This window comes from Sporosarcina ureae DSM 2281, from assembly GCF_000425545.1.
GTDB classification, from domain to species: domain Bacteria; phylum Bacillota; class Bacilli; order Bacillales_A; family Planococcaceae; genus Sporosarcina; species Sporosarcina ureae.
On sequence record NZ_AUDQ01000009.1, the window covers coordinates 54,338 to 78,129 of the forward strand.

21 protein-coding genes and 1 tRNA gene are annotated in these 23,792 nt (G+C 42.2%); 4 read left to right on the forward strand and 18 right to left on the reverse strand.

Annotated elements, in window-relative coordinates:
- Positions 1-15: 15 nt before the first annotated feature.
- Positions 16-804, reverse strand: a complete 789-nt coding sequence (locus H605_RS0109985; RefSeq protein WP_248681209.1) for an SDR family NAD(P)-dependent oxidoreductase — start codon at positions 802-804, stop codon at positions 16-18.
- Between the two features lie 701 nt (positions 805-1,505).
- On the opposite strand from H605_RS0109985, the gene H605_RS18410 reads away from it, so the two are divergent.
- Positions 1,506-2,393, forward strand: coding sequence for a LysR family transcriptional regulator (locus H605_RS18410; protein WP_029054092.1), 888 nt, complete (start codon positions 1,506-1,508; stop codon positions 2,391-2,393).
- 152 nt (positions 2,394-2,545) lie between these two features.
- Positions 2,546-3,772, forward strand: a complete 1,227-nt coding sequence (locus tag H605_RS0109995) for a benzoate/H(+) symporter BenE family transporter (protein WP_029054093.1) — start codon at positions 2,546-2,548, stop codon at positions 3,770-3,772.
- Between the two features lie 244 nt (positions 3,773-4,016).
- Here the strand turns inward: H605_RS0109995 and H605_RS0110000 are convergent.
- Positions 4,017-4,088, reverse strand: a tRNA-Arg gene (locus H605_RS0110000).
- Positions 4,089-4,319: 231 nt separating this feature from the next.
- On the opposite strand from H605_RS0110000, the gene clpP reads away from it, so the two are divergent.
- On the forward strand, positions 4,320-4,916 hold the full coding sequence (gene clpP, locus H605_RS0110005) for an ATP-dependent Clp endopeptidase proteolytic subunit ClpP (RefSeq protein ID WP_029054094.1): 597 nt from the start codon (positions 4,320-4,322) through the stop codon (positions 4,914-4,916).
- Positions 4,917-5,284: 368 nt separating this feature from the next.
- Here the strand turns inward: clpP and H605_RS0110010 are convergent, their stop codons facing one another.
- The 12 genes from H605_RS0110010 to hprK all read right to left on the reverse strand — a co-directional run bounded on the left by H605_RS0110010 (position 5,285) and on the right by hprK (position 15,700).
- Positions 5,285-5,542, reverse strand: a complete 258-nt coding sequence (locus H605_RS0110010) for an HPr family phosphocarrier protein (protein ID WP_029054095.1) — start codon at positions 5,540-5,542, stop codon at positions 5,285-5,287.
- Between the two features lie 48 nt (positions 5,543-5,590).
- Positions 5,591-6,517, reverse strand: coding sequence for a DNA-binding protein WhiA (gene whiA / locus H605_RS0110015; RefSeq protein WP_029054096.1), 927 nt, complete (start codon positions 6,515-6,517; stop codon positions 5,591-5,593).
- 41 nt (positions 6,518-6,558) lie between these two features.
- A complete protein-coding gene (locus H605_RS0110020; protein ID WP_029054097.1) occupies positions 6,559-7,521 on the reverse strand; it encodes a gluconeogenesis factor YvcK family protein in 963 nt (320 codons plus the stop codon).
- A gap of 7 nt (positions 7,522-7,528) precedes the next feature.
- Positions 7,529-8,416 (reverse strand): RNase adapter RapZ, encoded by an 888-nt coding sequence (rapZ, locus tag H605_RS0110025; protein WP_029054098.1) that lies wholly within the window; start codon positions 8,414-8,416, stop codon positions 7,529-7,531.
- Between the two features lie 5 nt (positions 8,417-8,421).
- Entirely contained in the window at positions 8,422-8,898 is a 477-nt protein-coding gene (locus H605_RS0110030; protein ID WP_029054099.1) for an 8-oxo-dGTP diphosphatase, read from the reverse strand.
- A 205-nt stretch (positions 8,899-9,103) separates the two neighbouring features.
- A complete protein-coding gene (gene trxB / locus H605_RS0110035) occupies positions 9,104-10,057 on the reverse strand; it encodes a thioredoxin-disulfide reductase (RefSeq protein ID WP_029054100.1) in 954 nt (317 codons plus the stop codon).
- 148 nt (positions 10,058-10,205) lie between these two features.
- A complete protein-coding gene (locus tag H605_RS0110040) occupies positions 10,206-11,729 on the reverse strand; it encodes a tetratricopeptide repeat protein (RefSeq protein WP_099690554.1) in 1,524 nt (507 codons plus the stop codon).
- Between the two features lie 88 nt (positions 11,730-11,817).
- Positions 11,818-12,339, reverse strand: a complete 522-nt coding sequence (locus H605_RS0110045; protein ID WP_029054102.1) for an acyltransferase — start codon at positions 12,337-12,339, stop codon at positions 11,818-11,820.
- Positions 12,336-12,992: a pyrophosphatase PpaX gene (gene ppaX / locus H605_RS0110050; RefSeq protein WP_029054103.1), complete on the reverse strand. Its 657-nt coding sequence runs from the start codon at positions 12,990-12,992 to the stop codon at positions 12,336-12,338. The genes H605_RS0110045 and ppaX overlap by 4 nt, the downstream gene beginning before the upstream one ends.
- The gene (locus tag H605_RS0110055; RefSeq protein ID WP_232321256.1) at positions 12,985-13,947 is read right to left on the reverse strand and encodes a nucleoside recognition domain-containing protein; all 963 of its coding nucleotides are present in this window, start codon (positions 13,945-13,947) and stop codon (positions 12,985-12,987) included. The genes ppaX and H605_RS0110055 overlap by 8 nt, the downstream gene beginning before the upstream one ends.
- Entirely contained in the window at positions 13,928-14,749 is an 822-nt protein-coding gene (gene lgt / locus H605_RS0110060) for a prolipoprotein diacylglyceryl transferase (RefSeq protein ID WP_029054105.1), read from the reverse strand. Before lgt ends, H605_RS0110055 begins: the two co-directional genes overlap by 20 nt.
- Positions 14,750-15,700, reverse strand: a complete 951-nt coding sequence (hprK, locus tag H605_RS0110065; RefSeq protein ID WP_029054106.1) for an HPr(Ser) kinase/phosphatase — start codon at positions 15,698-15,700, stop codon at positions 14,750-14,752.
- A gap of 186 nt (positions 15,701-15,886) precedes the next feature.
- Here hprK and H605_RS0110070 point away from each other — a divergent pair, with 186 nt between their 5' ends.
- Complete coding sequence (locus tag H605_RS0110070) at positions 15,887-16,438, forward strand: N-acetylmuramoyl-L-alanine amidase (RefSeq protein ID WP_029054107.1); 552 nt, start codon at positions 15,887-15,889, stop codon at positions 16,436-16,438.
- 647 nt (positions 16,439-17,085) lie between these two features.
- Here H605_RS0110070 and H605_RS0110080 read toward each other — a convergent pair.
- The 4 genes from H605_RS0110080 to H605_RS0110095 form a co-directional block, all read right to left on the reverse strand.
- A complete protein-coding gene (locus tag H605_RS0110080) occupies positions 17,086-18,177 on the reverse strand; it encodes a DUF4097 family beta strand repeat-containing protein (protein WP_029054109.1) in 1,092 nt (363 codons plus the stop codon).
- 80 nt (positions 18,178-18,257) lie between these two features.
- Positions 18,258-21,125: an excinuclease ABC subunit UvrA gene (uvrA, locus tag H605_RS0110085; RefSeq protein WP_029054110.1), complete on the reverse strand. Its 2,868-nt coding sequence runs from the start codon at positions 21,123-21,125 to the stop codon at positions 18,258-18,260.
- 7 nt (positions 21,126-21,132) lie between these two features.
- Positions 21,133-23,115: an excinuclease ABC subunit UvrB gene (uvrB, locus tag H605_RS0110090; RefSeq protein WP_029054111.1), complete on the reverse strand. Its 1,983-nt coding sequence runs from the start codon at positions 23,113-23,115 to the stop codon at positions 21,133-21,135.
- A 208-nt stretch (positions 23,116-23,323) separates the two neighbouring features.
- Entirely contained in the window at positions 23,324-23,581 is a 258-nt protein-coding gene (locus H605_RS0110095; RefSeq protein ID WP_029054112.1) for an IDEAL domain-containing protein, read from the reverse strand.
- Positions 23,582-23,792: the final 211 nt, after the last annotated feature.

The following is a 23,792-nucleotide window of genomic DNA, read 5'->3' on the forward strand; positions in this document are numbered from 1 at the left end:
TCTGGCAATTCGATTTTATTGCATCGTACTTCCGCCATTCACACTAATTACCTGACCATTTATAAAGGATGCTTTATCGGAAGCCAAGAACACTACCGCATCTGCAACCTCTTCCGGGTAAGCTCCCCTTCCGATCGGAATAATATCGATATAGCGGTTTACTAGTTTAGTATCTCGGTCACGGATATCATCGAGCAGCTCTCCTTCTACTGCTGGAGGGGCGATGACGTTGGCAGTAATATTACTCTTCGCAAATTCTCTCCCTAATCCCGAAACAATAGCGTGAACTCCGCCTTTCGCAGCGTTATATGCCGCATGATCCCATAAACCGTTACGGACTGAATCTGCACCGATGTTGATGATTCTTCCGTAATTTTGCTCGACCATATGAGGTAGAACTTTATAGCATGACCAGAGCATCGTCCATAAATTTCGGTCAATGGTTGTTTTCAACGTTTCGGGTGTCTGTTCTAGGAACGGTAGAATGACACCGCCACCTGCATTGTTCACGAGGATATCTATCTTCTCCCAGTTTTGAATCGCCTTGTCAGTCATTTCCGCGACATTCTCTTCCTTGGACAGATCACCGATATAATAATCCGATTGCTGACCCGTTTCCTTGGTAATCTCCTCTGAAACGGCTTTTGTACGTTCAGGATGTGTTCCAGTTACTAATACATTCGCTCCCTGCTGTGCAAGTCCGATTGCAATCGCTTTCCCAATGCCTCTCGAAGAACCTGTCACAATTGCAACCTTGCCTTCTAAAAGTGATTCCTGCTGCTGACTAGCCATAATTTCAGTCATCTCCTTCGATTTGTGAAAACCATACATTTTTGATCCGGTAGTCAAATGAAATTCAGTTCCTGTTCATATCCTACGGTCGATCACTAAAAGTTGACTCTTCGCTGTATACAGTGTCCAGTTATCATTCATTGAGCGCTTCCTGCACTGTGTGGAACTTTTACCACTCCAATCACTAACACAATTGTGATGGCGAATTAGTGAAATGAAAACCACTTGTTTGAGTGCCCCGTTTCCTAAAAGAATAATGATCCATTTTAAACCTCGGTATGTAACCGCATACATTTTCATTAGAAAACAAAATCTCTTCCGCTGGATTTCCTCGCTTTAAGAAAAGCGCCTCAAACTTGTTTCTCAAGTAAACTTGTAATTGTGTCAGTTCAATGAACTTAACTTACTCTCAGTATAAGATGCGAAAATAGATAACACCAATCGAATATAATTTGTTATTTGTACTATTCAGAAGATTTTTTCTATACAAGTTTTTTGGTGACTCCACGTCTAACTAGGTGTTCAACTTTTCCAGCCCCTTACAGTGAAGATGTTTAATAGATTTAGTTTCTGCTCTATAGATGAAGGAAAATATCATTTGGGTATTACGACTGAAAAATGTTTTTGACAGCTTTAAATCTAGTGCTATACTTATTGAATAATTACCAATTTGGAATAAATTCCATCTCATTATCTGCATAGGGGGTAAGCAATTGGATAAAACTCAGCTGGAAACTTTTTTGACTATCGTGGAACAGAAGAGCTATTCAAAAACAGCAAATTTGCTAAATGTTACACAGCCTACAGTCACAGCCCGGATAAAGAATCTGGAGCTCGAGTTGTCCTGCTCGTTATTTGAACGAGTCGGCCGGAAGATTGTTCCGACAAAAGAAGGCACGGTTTTTTTTGAATATGCAACGAACATATTAACGTATATGAACCATTCAAAAGAAGTAACAAAGCATTCCAACTTCCCGGAAATCAGAATTGGTTTTTCACCCGGTTATTCCTATTCCTTTATGACTGAACTCCTGAACGCAATCATTACGATTGAAAACTTAAATATTACGATAATTGAAGGTGAAGATTCCTGCAGTCTGAATGAACAGATTTTGTCAGGTGAATTGGATTTAGTATTCACTCGAAACGTTAGCGCCCACCGCCCGGAAATCATAACGGAATATCTGTTTGATAATAATTTAGTCGTTGTTCTAGGAAAAGACCATACTCTGGCTGAGAAGGATAAGCTCGCAATCGGCGACCTTGAAGGTGAAACACTGATCAGCTATAGACGTAAATCCAATCTCTGGAATGAAATTGATCAGAAGTTGGTCGGTGTTCCCGATATTAAACGAATTGATGTGGACAATAATGAAATGCTGATGACGATTATTGAAAGTGGAATAGGAATCGGTATTACACCATCTCTTGGAATTCATAGATTAAAGAAAAATGACATAGTCGTCAGAAAAATGAAGGATATCTCCAATATCCCGAACAGAGTCTATGTGCAGTACAGAAAAAGCTCCATAATTGCTGCGCCTGTCAAGAAAATTATCTACTCCATCATCAACCATGAAATGGAAGTGACATGTAATTAACCTGTAAATGTAAGCGCTTATATGTCTAAATAATTAATCTACTGCAGAAAGACTGTTTCCAGGAATTCTTTTCGTTTCCATGGTGAAGCAGCATCTGCACCATTTTACTGTGAATATGGAAACGAAGATTTATAGCTGGGAGGCTGGGATATATGAAAATAACTACTCTGCGTGCGCACTTGAAAGACCTGGGTAATCACACCAACTTACATACCATTAGCGCAGGGTTGGTGGCAGCAATCTTTGGTTGCACAGGTCCAGCTTTAATCATCATTGGCGGTGCAACAAGCGGTGGCTTATCTTACAGCGAGACGATAAGTTGGATATTTGCCGTTTATTTTTTCAGTGGATTGCTCGGTATTTTTCTCTCATTACGATATCGTCAGCCCATCGCAGGCGCCCACTCCATTGCCGGTGCAGTATTAGTAGCTGGATCTTTAACCCATTTCTCTCTTCAGGAAGCAATCGGGGCTTATTTAGTCGCACATGTGTTAGTAATCATTCTAGGTTCATCGGGCATAATCGACAAAGTGATGAAGTGGATACCAGTGCCAATCGTCATGGGGATGATTGTCGGTGTCATGATCCGTTTTTCCACAGAAATGATTACTTCCGTCACGGTTTCCCCACTATTGGCAGGCTCTACTATTCTGGTGTTTTTACTGTCAATGCGCTTTTTGAAGAAATTCCCACCGGTTTTACTAGCGCTTCTGATCGCTGTTATATTGGCTATCTTTATGAAAGAGTTTCAATTGCAAGACATTACCAGTACATTTATATTGCCGCAGCTCATTATGCCAAGCTTCAACTTAAACGCTATTCTGTCTATTGGCATACCACTTGCTCTGCTGATTATCTGTACAGAAAATGCCCAAGCATCCGGCGTACTGACAGCTCAAGGTTATAAGCCTCCGAATAATATGATGGCGATTCATGGTTCTGTTATTGGTTTGATTAGCTCTTTCTTTGGAGCGCATGCCATCAACATCGCAGGCCCTATGACAGCCATTTGTTCGGCTGATGACGTAGGAAAAAAAGAGAGCCGGTACACGGCTTCGATAGTATGCGGCGTCCTGTTCTCAACCTTCGGCCTGTTTGCGGCGGCGGTGGTGCCTCTCGTCATCGCCATGCCGGGAGTAATTATCAGTGTCATCGCTGGACTTGCCATGCTCGGCGTTCTCATGAATTCACTGAAGAAAGCCTTCTCTACAAACAACTTCCAGATGGGCGCATTCTTTTCTCTAATCATCGGTATGTCAGATATTAGCTTCCTGAACATCAGCGCACCTTTATGGGCAATCGTTGGTAGTTTACTCGTTTCATTCCTAGTTGAAAAAGAGCACTTCGTCTCGGATAAAAAAGTGGAAACGGCTGTGTAGGACACCGGTAACCGGCTCCCTATATTCCGTGATCTAGCCAAACAGCCAGCGTTCGCCAAGCCAAGCGATTCGTGAATACGCATACGAAACCAAAGATTCCTAAGAGATATTTAGCAACGAAGTTTAAAAGAAGTGCCAGACGGGGAAAATAAAGAATAGAAAGTCGGGAGCAATAGAAATTCGAGCATAAAAAAGCGTTTGAGCATGATCGCAAAATGCGAACTGTTCAAACGCTTCACTATGATGCCCTCGGCGGGAGTCGAACCCACATTTTGAGCTTCGGAGGCTCACGTGCTATCCATTGCACCACGAGGACTAAACGTGTAGTATCAAGCTTTAACTATAATTACTCCACTACAGAAAAAAGCTTTTCTTCTGTAAGAGACATCTTCCATTATATCGTAGAATATAATGAAAAGCAATGTGTATTTTTAAGGCAAATGATTTGACCTTTGTTGACCTTAATAGGTAAAATACAGTTATAGTTGAAATACGAAATGATTTCAACCGAACGAATATTATGAAGTAATTAAAGGAGGAAGTCTAATTGAATCTAATTCCTACAGTTATTGAACAAACAAACCGTGGTGAGCGAGCGTACGATATTTACTCTCGTCTATTGAAAGACCGTATTATCATGTTGGGTAGCGGCATTGACGACAACGTAGCCAACTCTATCGTTGCACAACTGCTATTCCTAGAAGCTGAAGATCCAGATAAAGATATCTCCATTTACATCAACAGCCCAGGTGGAAGTATCACAGCAGGTATGGCAATCTACGATACAATGCAATACATTAAGCCAGACATCCGCACAATCTGTGTAGGTATGGCAGCATCTATGGGAGCATTCTTGCTAACAGCTGGTACAGAAGGTAAACGTTACGCTTTGCCAAACGCAGAAGTAATGATTCACCAACCACTAGGTGGCGCACAAGGTCAGGCAACTGAAATCGAAATTGCCGCAAAACGCATCTTGCACCTACGTGAAAAACTAAACCAAATCCTAGCAGATCGCACGGGCCAGCCAATCGACGTCATCGCAAAAGACACAGACCGCGATAACTTCATGACTGCCGAACGCGCTAAAGAATACGGCCTAGTCGACCACGTTCTAGAACGCAGCGAAATCGAAAAGAAATAACAACAACAGGTTGTCCGGAAAGCCAAATGGCCTTCCGCGACAACCTTTTTATCTTGTGTTTTTATATAAATTGAGGGTTGGGTTTAATCTTTACCACATAATGTCTCAGCTCTCTAACTCCAGAACGAGACAGCTAGTTGATCGGAGTGGAAGGCGGCGACTCAGGGAGGATCAGCCCGACAGGTTAGACAACCAAAGGGAGCTCGCGACCTGGTTGGCTAACCGCGGGCCCTCCTGAACGCGTCCGCCTGGAACGCAGATCAACGGCTCCCCATCCTCTCTAATTCCCGTACTCCTTCATTCTAGAAAACAAAAAAGATGACGAAACCTAAAAAGGTCATCGCCACCCATATTCAACACGATCCGACTCACTGCTCAACTTCGACTAAATCAGCCAAATTCTGAAGAGCCAAATCCTCATCAATCCCGTCCGTAATCAACGTGATCTCCGTCCCCTTCGCAATCGCCAAACTCATAATTCCCATAATGCTCTTCGCATTCACCTGACGATTATCCTTCTTCAAATAAATATCAGCCGTATACTTATTGGCCTCCTGTACAAATAACGCCGCCTGTCTAGCTTGCAAACCAGGTTTAATTCCTACTTTTACTGTTTTTTCTACCATAGTGTGTGCTCCTTTTCTTCCTCTTCTCTTGAAGGATCTACTAGTTATTTAACGTAAACGATCTGCGATTTCTTCAATCTTACGCAAACGATGATTGACACCCGATTTACTGACCGGTGCACCCGTTACCAGTTCACCTAGCTCCTTTAGCGTCACGTCTTGGTGCGTAACACGTAATTGAGCAATTTCTTGCAGACGATCCGGTAATTGATCTAAACCAATCGTGCGCTCAATTAACTTAATATTTTCTACTTGCCTTTGTGCCGCACCGATTGTCTTATTCAGATTGGCAGTTTCACAATTCACTAGCCGATTCACACTGTTGCGCATATCACGCATAATCCGCACATCCTCAAACTTCATAAGGGATACATGCGCACCAATGATGCCAAGAAAATCGGATATTTTTTCTGCTTCTTTAAGATAAGCGATAAATCCTTTTTTACGTTCAATAGATTTCGCATTCAACTGAAAATGGTTCATCAACTCAACAAGTGATTGACTATGTTCTTGATAACTTGAGAAGACTTCCAAATGGTAAGAAGACGTCTCCGGATTATTAACGGAACCTCCTGCCAGGAAAGCTCCCCGTAAGTATGCGCGTGCACAGCAGTCATTTTCAATTAGCTGTGGATCGATCGTATTGATCATTTGGAAATCATGCGTCATAATTGATAATTCTTCTAGTAAATGTTTGGCTCCATCTCGGATCCGACAAATATAGATATTATTTTTCTTTAAACGCATTTTTTTTCGTACAAGCAATTCCACTTTATATGGATACAACGCCTTCACGTTCGAATACAGACGACGCGCAATAGAGGCATTTTCTGTTTGAACGTCAAGACTCAGTTGTTTATTAGAAAAAGACATAACACCATTCATTCGGATGAATGCCGCAATTTCTGCTTTCGTACAGCAGTCATCCGCCTCAATCTGCGTCAGTTCCTTTTTCGTTTTGGATGCAAAAGACATGATATTCCCCCTTTTCGGCGATCTTCATATCTATCCGCCTTCTACGTTCTCTCTATATAACGCATCAACATATCTGATACTTCCATCGTTTTATGCATGATCGTTCCATCTAATATTGTCGCAATCTCCTGCACAAATACTTCAGGCACTAGTGATTGAAGTATTTCTAGGTCATTCTCCACAAGCCAAGGTTCTTCATTTTCACTCAGGTTATGCGTACGTCTGAACGCTTCTGCATTGTTCACTAGTACTGCATCGAGAAATGGTTCTCCCGCATGATCATAAAGCGCCTGAACATGCTCAGAAGCAGTATAGCGATACGTTTCGCCACGTTGCGTAGTTAAATTACCAACATAGACCTTTTTTGCAGTACTTTCGAGAACCGCTTCACGGATATCCTGCACTAAAAGTGTTGGCAAAGTACTAGTATACAAGCTTCCCGGTCCAAATACGATTAAATCTGCATTTTTTATTGTATCCGCTGTTTCTGGCAAAGGTTTTACATCTTGTGGCGTGATGAAAACGTTACGGATTTTCCTTCCATAGAGAGGGATTTTCGATTCACCTGTAATGATTGAACCATCTTCAAGCTCGGCATGCAAGGTAATTCGCTGATTTGCTGCAGGTAGTACCGTTCCTTTAATATTCAGTACAACGCCCATCTGCTCGACTGCACGTGCGAAATCGCCAGTAATAGTCGTTAGGGCTGTAAGCATTAAATTCCCTAGAGAATGTCCTTTCAAGCCATCGGATCCCTCAAAACGATGCTGAAACATTTTCTCGATCATAGGCTCAACATCTGAAAGCGCTGCCATAACTTGCCTTATATCTCCAGGCGGCGGGACGTTATACTGGTCGAATAAACGACCTGAACTTCCCCCATCATCCGCTACCGTAACAATCGCTGTCAATTCGATCGGATAACGTTTTAAGCCACGAAGGATATTGGATAATCCTGTGCCACCGCCGAACACAACAACTCTTTTCATCGCAGTGGATTGCATATTCATGTCAACCCTTTCTTTTTTCAACGTCTCGATGCGATACATGTGTCGGGTAGTCGTCTTTAAAAACACCTGTAAAGTATTCGGCAAGTGTAACAGAACGATGTTGACCACCTGTACAACCGAATGCGATAACCGCCTGACCTTTTCCTTCTTGTTTATACTGAGGGATTAAGAATTTAAATAAATCGGTTAGCTTTTCAATTAATTCTTTTGTATCTGACCATTTCAATACGTAATCCGATACTTCGCGATTCAAACCTGTCAACGGACGTAATTCTTCCAAATAAAACGGGTTCGGTAAAAATCGAACGTCGAACACTACGTCTGCATCAATTGGCATCCCATGCTTGAATCCGAATGATACAAAATTCAAGGTGAAGTTTGGCTCGCCTGCTTCAGAAAATTCACGTGTGATTTTCTCTCGTAATTGCTTAGGCTTTAACTTAGATGTGTCAATAATAGAACGTGAAAGTCCTTTTATTTCAGTCAGTAAATGACGTTCTTTGCGAATCCCTTCGAGTAACACGCCTCCTTCAGATAACGGGTGTGATCTGCGCGTTTCTTTATAACGTTTCACAAGTGCTTCGTTATCTGAGTCGAGGAATAACAAACTTGTTTTAACATCTTCCATTTTAAATAATCCTTCGAGTGCAGTAACCATGGAATCAAATAAACTTCCTCCGCGCGTATCCATCACAGCGGCAATGCGTCTCATCTGATTATCCGACTTCATCATCAAATCCAGGAATGTTACAAACAATTCGGGTGGCAAGTTGTCTATGCAATAGAATCCCATGTCTTCAAAGCATTGCATGGCGACTGTCTTGCCTGCACCTGACATCCCTGTAATAATTACGACTTCATATTCATTTACCGCTTGTGGTTGATCCATAAATGTTATTCACCTTCCATTGATTGTTGAAGCGATTCTCGCAAGAAGCGGAATTGCTCTGTATAATAGAACGTTCCATATTGCATACCTTTCTGACTAACCGCAAAGAGCAAATTCTTGCGATCACCTTCCGCCATTGGCAGTGTATGCAAACTTTCAAGCGGATGCCATTCCAGTTCACCTTCGACGGTTGTCTTCATTAATTCTCCGGAATAATCATGTGCGACAAATGTGAAGAGTAACCATTCGTTCAATAATTCTGTTCCCTCATCATCCATAATCATCATCGTATATACGCCTTTTAAATGTGGCGAGATCGCCTGCGCACCGGTTTCTTCGAGAAATTCACGAGTAGCTGCTTCATATACAGACTCACCTTCATCGATTTTCCCTCCCGGTGCTACATACCAACCACGCCTTGGCTTCTTTAGTAATAGGACTTGGCCGTCTTTTACCACGAGCAAATTAGCAATTTTTTGCATATGTAGTTCCCCACTTTTCAAGTATGTACTTATAGTATACAACGCTTTCATTAAAAACGAAAAAAAAAGGTGACTATTCACGGAAGTTTGTACCGTAAATAGCCACAAAGTTGCTATATTATGAAAGGGGGGTCTTTCTTCTTTCTATTATCCCCCTTTTTTATTGCAGACCCATTACATAGACGTTACAAATGGATAACCTGTTTTACGCCTTCGCTTCTACTTCTTCCATCAACTCTTCAATATACTTCTGAGCTGCTTGAGCTGCAATACTGCCGTCTCCTGTAGCGGTTACGACTTGACGTAATAATTTCTCACGCACATCACCTGCAGCAAAGATTCCAGGAATTTTTGTTTCCATGATGTCGTTCGTTTCAATATAGCCGTTTTCATCCAAAATGCCAAGATCTTTGAAAGGCTCTGTTATTGGATCCAATCCGATATAAACGAACATACCTTCAGTTTCCATTTCACGTTCAGAACCGTCTTCAGTAGATACCAACGTTATAGAACCGATCTTCCCGTCTTTTTCATTCACTTGCTTAACCGTTGAATTCCAAATGAAATCAATCTTCTCATTTGCAAACGCACGCTCTTGGACGATTTTTTGTGCACGCAATGTATCACGACGGTGGATAATAGTTACCTTATTAGCAAAACGTGTTAAGTATGAACCTTCTTCTACCGCTGAGTCACCGCCACCAATTACGACGATATCTTTATTACGGAAGAATGCCCCGTCACATACTGCACAGTAACTTACGCCACGGCCCGTTAATTCTTCTTCACCCGGTACACCGATCTTTCGGTATTCTGCACCCGTAGTCAAAATAACTGCACGTGCTTTATAACTTTTCTCGCCTACATGAACCGTTTTGAATTCACGGCCGTCTTCGATTTTCGTTACGTCTCCATACGCATATTCAGCTCCGAAACGTTTCGCATGATCGAACATTTTCGTAGAGAGATCCGGACCTAAAATACTTTCAAATCCAGGATAGTTCTCAATATCTTCTGTATTGGCCATTTGACCGCCTGGCAAGCCTCTTTCTAGCATCAGTGTGGACATATTTCCACGTGATGTATAGACAGCTGCTGTCATCCCTGCTGGACCTGCTCCGACGACGATCACATCATATACTTTTTCTTCCGTTGTCATGGTGTTTTTCCTCCTTCAAAATACGCATCCCTTGGTGTTCATTCATATCACCAAACATTTTATCTGACTGGCAGATAAAACTATTGCTACATAAAATCGTACGAGAAATACACGTGAATTTCAACTTAAATGCAACATCTACAGGTAGTTATTCTTTTGAATAAGGCAGAAATTGAAGCAGTTCTTGAATATACTTAGAAAGTGTTGCAACTGATACGCTATAATTTTCTGCGATAGACTTCTTTGTCACTTTTTTGTCATGTGAAGATTGGAACATAAAATCTGCAGCGGCAGCAAGTGCATGTACATTGCTGAACATGTATTTTTGTTCAAGCGCATTTTCACATAAAGAGAACCACATTTGAAAGAGCTGTACTCCTTGCTCATCAAGCGGTTTATACTCTTCATACAATAGATCACAAATTGCTAGCGCTTTTTTCAAAGCCTTTTCGAATGGAGTAGTCACCTTGAATGAATAGTTCAGGCTGTGCGCTAAAAAAAGCTGTTCTGCAGCAGTCAATTTTTCCACATCTATATATCCCGGATGCGATAAGATCTCCTGTAAATGTGACGACTTTCCTACTAAGTACAAACCGAGCATTCGCTCACTGTGATAAGGGTTTGAAATCTTTTCAATCAAGAACGGCACATCCTCTTCGTAAGAATCCGTGTCCAGTTCTTCATCCAGTGATTTCCAAGGTTCAAAACCTTCTTTAGTAGGATCCAACTTCAACAAAGCTTCATTTGCCTGTTCTGCTACTTTTCGATGACCCGTAAAGTATGCGGCATTCGCTAGCCAGAAGTAATATCCGACATCTCCTTCAAATCCGCGCTTTTGCAGACTTCGAAGCCAGTGGTACGCTTCTTCATAACGACCTGTTAGTGCAAATGTCGCACCTAATTTATAGCGTTGCTCGAATTGATACGGTTTAATTTTCGACAACAACTCCATCATGCTGTTCAGACGTTCTTCATCTCGGTTGTAATAAAAGAACACTGCCAAGTTACATAGCGCATGGATATTACCTTTCTCTTCACGTAGGACATCATACAATATATCTTCTGCATGCTTCTCTTTGCCAATATAAAAATACGCAAGCGCCAAATTATTATGGACAGCCCATGTTTTCGGATAATCCACTAATAAATCTTCTAGCACTTCTATAGCATCTTCAAAATCTCCTTGTTCCATCATGCGACGTGCTTTTTCTTGCCTAAAAATCACTTCACCATCAAGCTGTTCGCCTTCTTCCACGAACAATTCTTCTTGATCAGCGAATTCAGAGATTTCATGAGCTTCTTCCACAAATACACCATCCGGTGCCATAGCTACATATTTCAATGCATATTGCTTCGCTTCACGCAGTAAACCAAGATGTGCGTGAACTTCCGCCAAATAGAATGTCGTCTCTTCATTATTTGGATCTAGATCATCAGCCGTTTGCAACAGCTCATACGCATCTTCAAAGCGACCGACTTCCATGATAAACACGCCGTATTCCATATGTGTCAGTGCGTCATCTGGATTCAATTCTAGTGCACGTTTATAATATTTTTCCGCATCAGAAAATTGTTCACGCTGCATAGCTTGCATCGCGCGTTTACGATAAAAATCACCGTCAGGCAGGAATGGTATAATTTTATCTTTCATAAATCGTTGGTTGTTTTTCAATCGAACTCCTCCGAAAAAGTAAGAGGAACGCACTTGACGTCCCCCTGCAATGTATCCTCTAGTATAGCACAACTACATAGCCCGTCATTCATTTCCTTTCACGAGCTGCACGTTCTGCCATTTCTTCGGCTGTATATATAATACGCACTGGATTCCCGCCAGCAAATGTACCAGCCGGAATATCTTTATTGACGAGTGACGCAGCCGAAACAATAGCGCCGTCACCTATTTTAACGCCTGGTAAAATTGTCGTATTGGCACCAATCAGTACATGATTGCCTATTTCCACATCTCCAATACGGTATTCATCTATCAAGTATTCATGCGCTAAAATCGTCGTATTAAACCCAATTATAGAGTTTTCACCGACAGAAATTCGTTCTGGAAACATGACATCCGGTACAACCATCAGCGCAAAAGCCGTATGTTTTCCGACTTTCATTCGCAAGAACAATCGATACAAAACATTTTTCCATGAAACAAACGGAGTGTAACGCGCAATTTGAATGATGATGAAATTTTTGGCTACTTTTACAATCGAGACCGTTCGGTAAATATGCCAAAGTGAATTTGCATCCCCTTTGGAAGGATGCCGCTCTGTGCGTCTCATAGCTTGATGCCCGCAGTAATTTTAAGTAAGTCGGACATATGTTGCAACATGTAATCAGGTTTGAATGTCTGTAAGTATTCTTCCCCTTTTAGTGCCCATGCAACGGCTGCAGTTCTTGTTCCTGCATTTTGTCCACCGAGTATATCGTGGAAATTATCCCCGATCATTAGTGACTCTTCTGCTGTTCGACCCAGACGTGTTAACGCCAGTAATATGGGTTCTGGGTCCGGTTTTGGATTCGTAATATCATCGAGTCCAATTACAGTCTCAAAATAAGGGGTAATTCCTAGAAGATTAATCCCTCTTTCTACCATGTCACGCTTCTTCGTGGAAACAACTGCCATCTTCACGCCAAGATCATATAATTTACGGAGCGTGTCTGTCACGCCTTCAAATTCAGTTACATAGTCATCGTGGTTCGCCAGATTCCATTCACGGTATTCGTCAATTAATTGTTCTGTCATATCCGGTGCAATCGACGAAAACGTATCATGTAATGTAGGTCCGATAAATGGCAACATCTCTTCCCGCTCAAAACGTCCAGGGAAATGTTTTTCCAATACATGTTGGAAAGAAGAGAGTATTAACTCATTTGTATCTGCAAGCGTTCCGTCAAAATCAAATAATAATGTAGTAATCGGTTGATTAGTCAATAACAGCTTCCCCCTTCTCTCTCGGCTGCTTCCATAGAATACTCACTGTAATCGTCAGTCCAATGGCAGTTACAAGCCGAATAATCAATAATGGCCAAATCGGTATACCGAGTGGCAAGAATAATAGTGTGTCCTCAATCACCGCATGGCATGCCATCAAGAATATGAAGGCCAGTGTAATATCTCGTTTTGATACGCCATCTTCCTGCACTGCTTGAATCATGACACCTGCACCGTATGCCAGCCCAATCAATAATCCAGCAACTAGTGTCATTGATGCATTCGGTTTCACACCAATCATTTTTGTAAACGGTGCCAAACTAGTAGAAAAACGCTCTAAATATTTGCGGTCTTTCACATACTGCACAAACAGCATTAACGGAATGACGATCAATGCCAGCTGCAAAACGCCAAATGCCGCCTTTTCAAGTCCCAGCAAGAAAATTTGCACAAAGCCTTCCGGTACGACTTCCGCTTGTGGCGTTAAACCGTATTGAGCGATTTCATTACCACCTGTCCAGAATAAATTAATCAGAACTCCAGCTAGCACAGCCAATCCGAGACGTACAACAAGCACCGTCCAGAGTTTGACGCCCACTTTTATGGCGACAGCTGTTTCAATGAACAGATTATGCGCAAAACTGATCATCATAGCAATGATGAATACTTCTTTCACCGTTAATTCTAATGAAATGATGCCGGCAATTCCAGCGTATAAGTTTAATGCATTCCCAAGCACGATAGGCACGGCTGCTTCACCGCGCAAGCCAAAAAGATGCATGATAGGTTCAACCAATTGCACAAGCCAAGGTAGGATGGGCGTAAATTGCAAAATGGTTACAAGCAACGTAATAGGGAAAATGATCTTACCGAGTGACCATGTCGTTTTTAATCCCACTTGTAAACCACTTTTCAACGTATTAGATAATGCGATATTATTTTTGTTTGTCATCATAGTTCTCTTTCACTTTCATTACATATCTACGATACAACAAGATGGCAATCCCAATGACAATTCCCGTTACAGATACTAACTGCGCTGCACGCAAACTGCCGATGACATACAGACTATCTGTCCGCATCCCTTCAATAAAGAATCTGCCTATAGAATACCAGATGACATAGAACAAGAATACTTCGCCACGTTTCATCTTCAGCGTTCTTCGAATCACTAAAATCAAAATGAGTCCGACAACATTCCATAACGACTCATACAAGAATGTCGGATGATACGTGATCCCGTCAATGGTCATTTGATTCATAATCCAGTCAGGAATAACCGTACTTTCTTTAAACGCTTCTGAAACCGGTCCGCCATGAGCTTCCTGGTTCATGAAGTTCCCCCAGCGTCCGATGATTTGTCCAATCAATAAACCAGGTGCCGTAATATCCGCGACTTTCCAGAATGACACGCCACGCTTCTTGCAGAATATCACGGCGGTAATGACCGCACCGATTAACGCACCATGGATGGCAATTCCGCCATTCCAAATTTGAATAATTTGGTCGGGATGATCACGGTAATAATCCCACGTAAAAATAACATAGTAAATTCGTGCACTAATAATTGAAATAGGTATCGCCCATATGAGCATATCTGTTAGTAAGTCAGGGTGCATTCCCCGCTTCAGCATTTCTCGTTGAACTATCATAAATCCTAAAATAATCCCGAGCGCAATCAAAATACCGTACCAGCGAACTTCTAAGCTGCCAATACTGATCGCGACTGGGTTAATCGCTAGCATAGATACATTCACTTAGTCGCGCTCCTCTTCATCTAATAATTCCGCATTATCTGCGATTGCTTGATCCAAACGCTTCGTAAATTCCTCTGCAGCATTAATGCCGAGACGTTTCATTCGATAATCCATCGCCGCTACTTCAATGATGACCGCAATATTCCGCCCAGGTCTTACAGGAACGGACAATTTGGTAATTTGCGAATCGAGAATTTCTACTTTTTCTTCATCGATCCCGAGACGATCATAGTGCTTCTTATCATCCCAAATCTCCAAATCGACCGCTAGCAATACACGCTTATCATCCTTCACGGAACTCGCTCCAAATAACGTCATCAAATCGATAATACCGACCCCGCGAATCTCCAACATATGCTTCAACAGTTTCGGTGACGTTCCGATCAAGACGTTATCGGACACCTGACGAATCTCAACTGAATCATCCGCTACTAGTCTATGCCCTTTTTTAATGAGTTCTAACGCAGTTTCACTTTTACCTACTCCGCTGCCACCTGTGATCAACACACCCACACCATACACATCCACTAGTACACCATGAACTGTCGTCATCGGAGCAAGTTGTCCAACCAAGTAATTCGTCAACATCCCCGAAAATTGTGTAGTTTTATAATCCGTCCGGAGAACTGGAATGTTTTTCTCCTCTGCTAATTGGCTCAATTCCCTTGGACCTTCTTCGCCATGAGCAATAATGAATGCTGGCGTATCAACCGAGCAAAGTCGCTCCAAACGCTTTCTTCGCGTAATGGCAGGCAATGTTTCAAGGAAAGACATCTCCTTACGCCCGATCAACTGCACACGTTCAGCAGGATAATAATCAAAATAACCAGCCATCTCAAGTCCCGGCCGTGAAATGTCACTCATTTGGATTTGCTTATGAATGCCTGCATGCCCAGCAATCAATTCCAATCCAAATCGATTCATCATATCTTCTACTGTTAATTCACCCATGAAATCCCTCACTTTCTGCTACGATGTACGTATTCTGGCAGTCTTTTGTGCTTATGTACAAACTATTCCAACCTATTTTACCATGAAGGAAACGAAAAGAAATGGATTACTTCTTAATCTATATCCCCTTTTTGTATCCCTTTTAAAAGAATTCTCTATATAGAGGATAAAGGAGAGTGGACAGAATTGACACTAATCATTCTTGATGCGGGTCACGGACCAGATACACCCGGTAAACGAACACCTGATGGAAAGCTTCGGGAGTATCACTTTAATGCGGCAGTAGCTACACTTATAGGAGATTTTTTAACGAAGGAAGGCATAATAGTTAAGTATACTCATGCGTCTACCCAGGACGTACCTTTAAGCGAACGAACAGCTTCAGCTAACCGAATGAAGGCTGATGCATTTGTCTCCATCCACGCCAATGCATTCGGCAATGGCTGGCACTCAGCACAAGGGATTGAGACATATATTTATCCACAAGCAAGCAAAAGTTCCGCAGCGCTCGCTTCTGCCGCGCAAAAGGCTTTAATCTCTGCTTGCCAGCGTCCTGATCGTGGCGTGAAGAAAGCGGACTTCGCCGTACTGCGCGACACGAATATGCCTGCAATTTTAGTAGAGTGCGGCTTCATGTCGAATCAAACAGAGGCCGCGTTATTGCAGAGTAAAGCCTATCAACGCCAATGCGCACGGGCTATCGCTTTTGGAATTTTATGTTGGGAGTATGGGAGGTGAATTGGTGGGTTTGATTTGACTGAGATGTGGGGCAATGAGCTGGTGCGTGATGTGATTGAGCGGATAACCCGTTGTTATGAGCGGATACGAGGCATGACTGAGCGGGTAGCTGTTGGGATAGAGCGGGTAGCCCCCACCATAGAGCGGGAACTCAGCCACAATGAGCGCTTGCACGAATTAATGAGTGCCCGAGCGATTGCCCTCCCGATGTTGCATGTCAATGAGCGGATAATCGGTATGATTGATCGCATAAACCGTTAGTATGAGCGGATACGGTCCGGGATAGAGCGGTTAGCTGTTGCGATAGAGCGCTTATCCCTCACCATAGAGCGGGAACGCACCCACAATGAGCGCTCAGACGAATTAATGAGCGCCCAAGCAATTGCCCTCCCGATGTTGCAGGGCAATGAGCGGATAATCGGCCTGATTGATCGCATAAACCGTTAGTATGAGCGGATACGGTCCGGGATAGAGCGCTTAGCTGTTGGGATAGAGCGCTTACCCCTCACCATAGAGCGGATACGCACCCACAATGAGCGCTCAGACAAATTAATGAGCACCCAAGCAACTTCCCCTCATTACATTCAAACAAAACAAAAAAACACCTGCACCGCCACAAATGGCAATTCAGGTGTTTCATTATGCTATCAAACCAAATCGACAGAGTTATAGCGAACCATAACTGAGCCCGTCTTGGACTCACCAGTAACGTGCAACGGTTCTTTCGTCGCGTCATCGGCATTTTTGCTGAAGCGGATCGTACGATGCAAAAATTGCTCTTGCTCTTCCACACGGGACACGTCATTTAATTGCAAGTCGAGCTTGCCCATGTTGGACGTAATCTCCCCCTTAACACCTATGGAAGATGGGAAGTAAATTTCAACAGAACCACTAATTGACTTCGCTTCCAATCTTTTGGCATCAGCAGATGAAGTCGTCAACGTCACATTTCCGTTTAAGGATTTCGCATCTACATCTTGTACCGCGCCATCTATATAGACACGACCGTTTAATGTTTCGGCTTCTAGCTTCTCACCAGTAACTTTTAATAAACGTACCATACCATTTGCTGTTTCTAGTTCGGCTTCATCGAATTTGATATCTGCACATTCGATTTTACCATTTGCCGTTTTGATGCGTAGATCTTTGAAAGTGACGCCTTCTACTGAACATCCTCCGTTCAACAAACGGACAGAGAGTTTATTATAAAGTGTTGATGTCGGAACGTACAAATGCAAGTTGACTTGCAACATTTTCAAGTCGCTCCCGATGCGCAACTTATTACCGTCTTTCACGAACAATAACTTTTCAAGGAACTGACTAAGTGCGCCTGCTTCAGAATCAGTATTGAAATGCTTTACAGAAAACTTCGCCATGATCTCATCATTTTCTGAAGGATGAATTTCCACAGTACCGTGATCGATATGGATGATGATTTCTTCAATATCTTCTACAGATTTACTATCTGTATGTGTAAAGGAGACAGATTTGCTGAATGGTGCTTCGAAATCGAATTCTTTCACACGGTGTACTGCCGTATCCATAAATTGCATGAAGCGGTCACCTGCTGAGACGAATTCTTTGCGGATATCTTCGAAGAAAGCATCAGCTGAAGAGCTCTCTTCTGCTGTTCTTTGTTCAGATTCCTTACCCATGGCTTCCAGTAATTTCAATGCTTCTTCAGCTGTGATTTTACCTTCTTCAAGCATCGTTAGTATTCGTATGCGTTCATTTTGCATTTCCAGATTCCTCCTCGTTTTGAACAATCTTTGCAGCAACTACCTATTTATACGGTTCTGAGGAACAAAAGTTTCATTTTCTATTTCTTTACTACTTTTTTAATTTGTTCTTTCATCCGATTACGATCTCTTTCTAGGATGGTCTTCAAATATTTACCGGTGTAGGACTCTTCGACTTCTGCTATCGCTTCCGGTGTCCCCGTCGCAACAATTTCTCCGCCTTTGTCTCCGCCTTCCGGACCAATATCGATAATATAATCGACTGTCTTAATGACATCCAGATTATGCTCAATAACGAGAACGGTGTTACCGCTATCAACTAGACGTTGTAGAACTTCAAGTAACTTAGCAATGTCATGAACGTGCAAACCTGTTGTTGGTTCGTCCAAAATATAAAACGATTTACCTGTAGAACGTTTATGCAGTTCGGAAGCCAATTTCACACGTTGTGCTTCTCCACCTGACAGTGTCGTTGCTGGTTGACCTAATTGTACATAGCCTAAGCCTACATCCACAATCGTCTGCAATTTACGATGGATTTTCGGGATATTCTCGAAAAACACCACCGCATATTCCACTGTCATCTCCAGTACGTCCGCAATATTCTTTCCTTTATACTTCACTTCAAGTGTTTCTCGGTTATACCGTTTGCCATGACATACTTCGCACGGTACATATACATCCGGAAGGAAATGCATTTCGATTTTGATGATTCCATCTCCACGGCATGCTTCACACCGTCCACCCTTCACGTTGAAGCTGAAGCGACCTTTTTTATAGCCACGAACTTTCGCTTCATTCGTCATGGCAAAAACATCGCGAATATCGTCAAAGACGCCTGTATACGTTGCTGGATTGGAACGTGGTGTTCGTCCAATTGGTGATTGATCGATATCGATAATCTTCTCCAAATATTCCACACCACTGATACTATCGAATTTTCCAGGTCTTTGTTTGGAACGATTCAATTTCTGAGCCAATGTTTTATGCAATATGTCATTGACCAACGTACTCTTGCCCGAACCGGAAACTCCAGTAACTGCAATAAATTGACCAAGAGGGAACTCTGCATCAATATGCTTCAAGTTGTTCTCTGAAGCCCCCTTGACGATAATGCTTCGCTCATCACGTGGTCTGCGTTCAGTCGGAAGTGGGATGAATTTCTTTCCGCTCAAATATTGACCGGTCAGCGATTTTTTGTTTTTCATGACTTTCGCAGGAGTGCCAGCAGCTACCACTTCCCCTCCTGCCACACCAGCACCCGGACCTATATCAATTAAATAGTCAGCAGCCATCATCGTGTCTTCATCATGTTCTACAACAATCAGCGTATTTCCAATATCCCGCATGTTTTGTAGTGTGCCAATTAATCGATCATTGTCTCGCTGATGAAGTCCGATTGAAGGCTCATCGAGTATATACAAAACACCCGTCAAACGAGATCCAATTTGTGTAGCCAGACGAATCCGCTGTGCCTCTCCACCAGACAGTGTTCCCGCTGAACGTGATAAATTCAGATAGTCGAGTCCGACGTTCACCAAGAAGCCTAAACGTTCTTGGATTTCTTTTAGGATCATATCTGCAATTTGTGCGTCTTTCTCAGAAAGGGTTAATTGGTCAAAGAATTTCGTTGTTTCAACAATCGAGCGTTCCGTGATTTTCCCGATATGCTCGCCATTCACTAATACCGAAAGTGATTCAGGCTTTAAGCGATAACCTGTACAAGTAGGACAGGATTTTTCCGTCATATATTTACCCATCTGCTCACGAATGTAGTCTGAAGATGTCTCATGATAACGGCGTTCTACGTTGCGCAAAACACCTTCGAAATAAATATCGCTATCGCGGGTATTACCGAATTCATTTGTATAGCGGAAACGAATCTTCTCCTTTTTCGATCCTAGCATTAGTTTTTCAATATCCGAATCAGCTAATTCACTAACCGGTACATCCATAGGAATTTTATAATGCTTGGCAATCGTCTTCAGAAGTTCCGGATAATACTGAGAACTTGTTGGCTCCCATGGGGCAATGGCGTGTTCTTTTAGCGTTAGTTCATTATTTGGAATGACCAAATCTGGATCGACTTCAAGTTTCATGCCGAGCCCATCACATTCAGGACATGCACCGAATGGACTGTTGAATGAAAACATACGCGGTTCTAGCTCACCAATTGAAAATCCACAAATAGGACATGCATGATGTTCACTGAAAAACAGTTCTTCTTCACCGATTACATCGACAAGAACATTACCGTCAGCAAGACGTAAAGCGGACTCTAATGAATCACTTAAACGTGTTTCGACGCCTTCTTTCATGACAATCCGGTCAATGACGATTTCAATCGTATGCTTTTTATTTTTATCTAAATCTATATTATCGTCCAAATCAATCGTTTCACCGTTGACCCGCACGCGCACATACCCTTGTCTTTTAATATCTTCGAATAATTTGGCATGCGTCCCTTTACGTTCTGAAATAATAGGTGCCAAAATCTGAATTCGAGTACGCTCCGGCAACTCTATTACACGATCCACCATTTGCTGAATCGTCTGCGTTGAGATTTCAATGCCATGAAATGGACAATGTGGTTTTCCAACTCTTGCATACAGCAAACGTAAGTAGTCGTAGATTTCTGTCACTGTTCCTACAGTAGAGCGTGGGTTTTTACTCGTTGTCTTCTGGTCGATGGAAATCGCCGGCGACAATCCTTCTATAGAGTCCACGTCTGGTTTGTCCATTTGTCCAAGGAATTGACGCGCATACGCGGATAATGATTCCACATAGCGGCGCTGTCCTTCCGCGTAAATCGTATCAAACGCCAGTGAAGATTTTCCTGAGCCAGATAGACCAGTAAGCACAACTAGTTTGTCACGTGGAATCTTCACTGTAATGTCTCTCAGGTTATTCGCTCTCGCTCCCTGAATTACAAGTTCTTTATTTTTCATGCGAACTCTACCTTTCTGCTTTCAGTTCTAATACGGTATCGCGTAACTCTGCAGCTCTTTCGAAGTCCAACGCTTTTGCTGCGTCTTTCATTTCTTTTTCCAATTTAATTAGCAATAAGCCTTTCTCGTCTTTCGATAGCTTCTTGCCGTTGGTCACCTTTTGCAAATACGATTCCGTTTCTTCAGCCACTTGAGTAGCACGGATCAATTCACGTATCGGTTTGACGATGGTTGTTGGTGTTATACCATGTTTTTCATTGTAAGCTATTTGAATTTCACGACGACGTTCCGTTTCATCAATAGCTTTCTTCATGGAATCCGTCATTTTATCCGCGTACATGATGACGCGTCCTTCTGAGTTACGTGCAGCCCGACCAATTGTCTGGATCAACGCACGCTCCGAACGCAAGAACCCTTCTTTATCTGCATCCAAAATCGTGACCAATGAAACTTCTGGGATGTCGATCCCTTCACGCAGTAAGTTGATTCCGATCAGCACATCGTATGTCCCGACACGTAACTCACGAATAATTTCTGTCCGTTCCAGTGTCTTGACGTCAGAATGGAGATACTGAACCTTAATCCCAATATCTTTTAAATAATCCGCCAAGTCTTCTGACATCTTTTTCGTCAGAGTTGTAATCAAGACACGTTCATCTCGTTCAATTCGAAGTTGTATTTCATCCAATAAATCATCAATTTGTCCTTCAATCGGACGCACTTCAATGATTGGATCAAGTAATCCTGTAGGACGTATAATCTGTTCTACCATCTCGTCTGTATGCTCAATTTCATAAGGTCCTGGAGTTGCAGAAATATACATTGCCTGTCGAATATGCTTTTCAAATTCTTCAAACATCAATGGACGGTTGTCTAATGCAGACGGCAAGCGGAAACCATGTTCCACCAAGACCTTTTTACGCGCTTGGTCTCCATTGTACATACCGCGAATTTGCGGCAAGGATACGTGACTCTCATCTACTACGATCAAAAAGTCATCAGGGAAATAATCCAGCAACGTATAAGGTGTCGCACCTGCTTCACGCAACGTCAAATGTCTGGAATAGTTCTCAATACCAGAACAAAAGCCCATCTCCCGCATCATTTCTAAATCGTAGCGCGTCCGTTGTTCTAAGCGCTGCGCTTCTAATAACTTATCGTTATCACGTAAATATTTAAGCTGTTCTTCCAACTCGATTTCAATATTTTCAATCGCTTTAAGTAACTTCTCTTCGCGTGTAACGAAGTGAGATCCCGGGAAAATAGCTACATGATCACGATCACCGATGACTTCACCTGTTAAGGCATCTACTTCACGGATTCGTTCAATTTCATCTCCGAAAAACTCAAGACGTATACAACGCTCGTCACGTGCCACCGGAAAGACTTCGACTACATCGCCTCTAACACGGAATGTACCACGCGTGAAATTGATGTCATTGCGTTCGTACTGAATGTCCACTAGCGTGCGCAATAGTTCATTACGCGGTATTTCCATCCCCTTGCGTAATGAAAAAACCATGTCATTATATTCTTCCGGCGAACCAAGGCCGTAAATACACGAAACGGATGCCACAATCAAGACATCATTGCGTTCGAATAAAGCACTCGTTGCGGAGTGGCGAAGTTTATCAATTTCATCATTGATCGATGAATCCTTTTCAATGAAAGTATCTGTCTGTGGAACATATGCTTCCGGTTGATAAAAGTCATAGAAACTGACGAAGTATTCTACTGCATTATCTGGAAAGAACTCTTTGAACTCGCTATATAATTGGCCTGCTAACGTTTTATTATGCGCAATGACCAGTGTAGGTTTATTGATTTCTGTCAGTACATTGGAAACAGTGAATGTTTTACCTGTACCCGTTGCACCAAGTAACGTTTGATGTTTCTTACCTTCTTTAATGCCGTTAACAAGGCTATCGATCGCTTTTGGCTGATCTCCTTGAGGCGTATATGGTGCCTGCAATTGAAATGTTTCGTTCAAATGGTTCCACTCCTCTTCTTAAACACCTGTCCTTCTATTTTACCACAACTAGGGTTTTTTCTAAAGAAATAACGAACGTACGTTTTAAGCTAACTCTCTATGTACTTTATTGTACCCTTGTACTTTGTGAAAGAAACTTGCAGCAAGACATTCTATACAATAAAAAAAACACTGCTAGAATGTTGCCCTAGCAGTGCCTATGAAAACATTATTTTGTTTTAAGTTCATATCCGTTCTCTTGTGAAATGTCGAGTAATTGTTGTGTATACAGGTCGAATGCTTCTTCGTCATTTTGATCCAGCGCATCGTCAATCAATAGCATGATTCGCGATTGTGTTTGTTCCCAATGAATGTGTTGTAGAAACAGATCCCAATAGATTTCGTTCAGCAGCTTTTCCGCTTGGAGAGAAGTGCCTTTGTTACCTACCGCTTTCAAAAATTCAGCATATGAGTTGTTATTATTCATCTCTCTCACCCCTGATACCTTTTAGTAATTATATATGCAATAGAATACGAATTGCAACCATTATTTTAACTATTCGAACTTTTTAATCACTTTTGTGTAATTAGATCAACATTCACTAGGTACATATATCCGTGAAAATCCGTGACAGGATTAATTTTTTACTTAAGAAATGCCGATTACCTATCACTATTTCAACTTATCTACTGTCTAG

Coding starts and splice junctions, on each gene's coding strand:
- H605_RS0110020 (WP_029054097.1), bottom strand. CDS start 7,521: ATGCAATCCACTGCGATGAAAAGAGTTGTTGTGTTCGGCGGTGGCACA.
- H605_RS0110010 (WP_029054095.1), bottom strand. CDS start 5,542: ATGGTAGAAAAAACAGTAAAAGTAGGAATTAAACCTGGTTTGCAAGCT.
- H605_RS0110080 (WP_029054109.1), bottom strand. CDS start 18,177: ATGCAAAATGAACGCATACGAATACTAACGATGCTTGAAGAAGGTAAA.
- H605_RS0110045 (WP_029054102.1), bottom strand. CDS start 12,339: ATGAGACGCACAGAGCGGCATCCTTCCAAAGGGGATGCAAATTCACTT.
- H605_RS0110055 (WP_232321256.1), bottom strand. CDS start 13,947: ATGATGACAAACAAAAATAATATCGCATTATCTAATACGTTGAAAAGT.
- H605_RS0109995 (WP_029054093.1), top strand. CDS start 2,546: ATGAAAATAACTACTCTGCGTGCGCACTTGAAAGACCTGGGTAATCAC.
- uvrA (WP_029054110.1), bottom strand. CDS start 21,125: ATGAAAAATAAAGAACTTGTAATTCAGGGAGCGAGAGCGAATAACCTG.
- H605_RS0109985 (WP_248681209.1), bottom strand. CDS start 804: ATGACTGAAATTATGGCTAGTCAGCAGCAGGAATCACTTTTAGAAGGC.
- H605_RS0110095 (WP_029054112.1), bottom strand. CDS start 23,581: ATGAATAATAACAACTCATATGCTGAATTTTTGAAAGCGGTAGGTAAC.
- H605_RS0110030 (WP_029054099.1), bottom strand. CDS start 8,898: ATGCAAAAAATTGCTAATTTGCTCGTGGTAAAAGACGGCCAAGTCCTA.
- trxB (WP_029054100.1), bottom strand. CDS start 10,057: ATGACAACGGAAGAAAAAGTATATGATGTGATCGTCGTCGGAGCAGGT.
- whiA (WP_029054096.1), bottom strand. CDS start 6,517: ATGTCTTTTGCATCCAAAACGAAAAAGGAACTGACGCAGATTGAGGCG.
- rapZ (WP_029054098.1), bottom strand. CDS start 8,416: ATGGATCAACCACAAGCGGTAAATGAATATGAAGTCGTAATTATTACA.
- hprK (WP_029054106.1), bottom strand. CDS start 15,700: ATGGGTGAATTAACAGTAGAAGATATGATGAATCGATTTGGATTGGAA.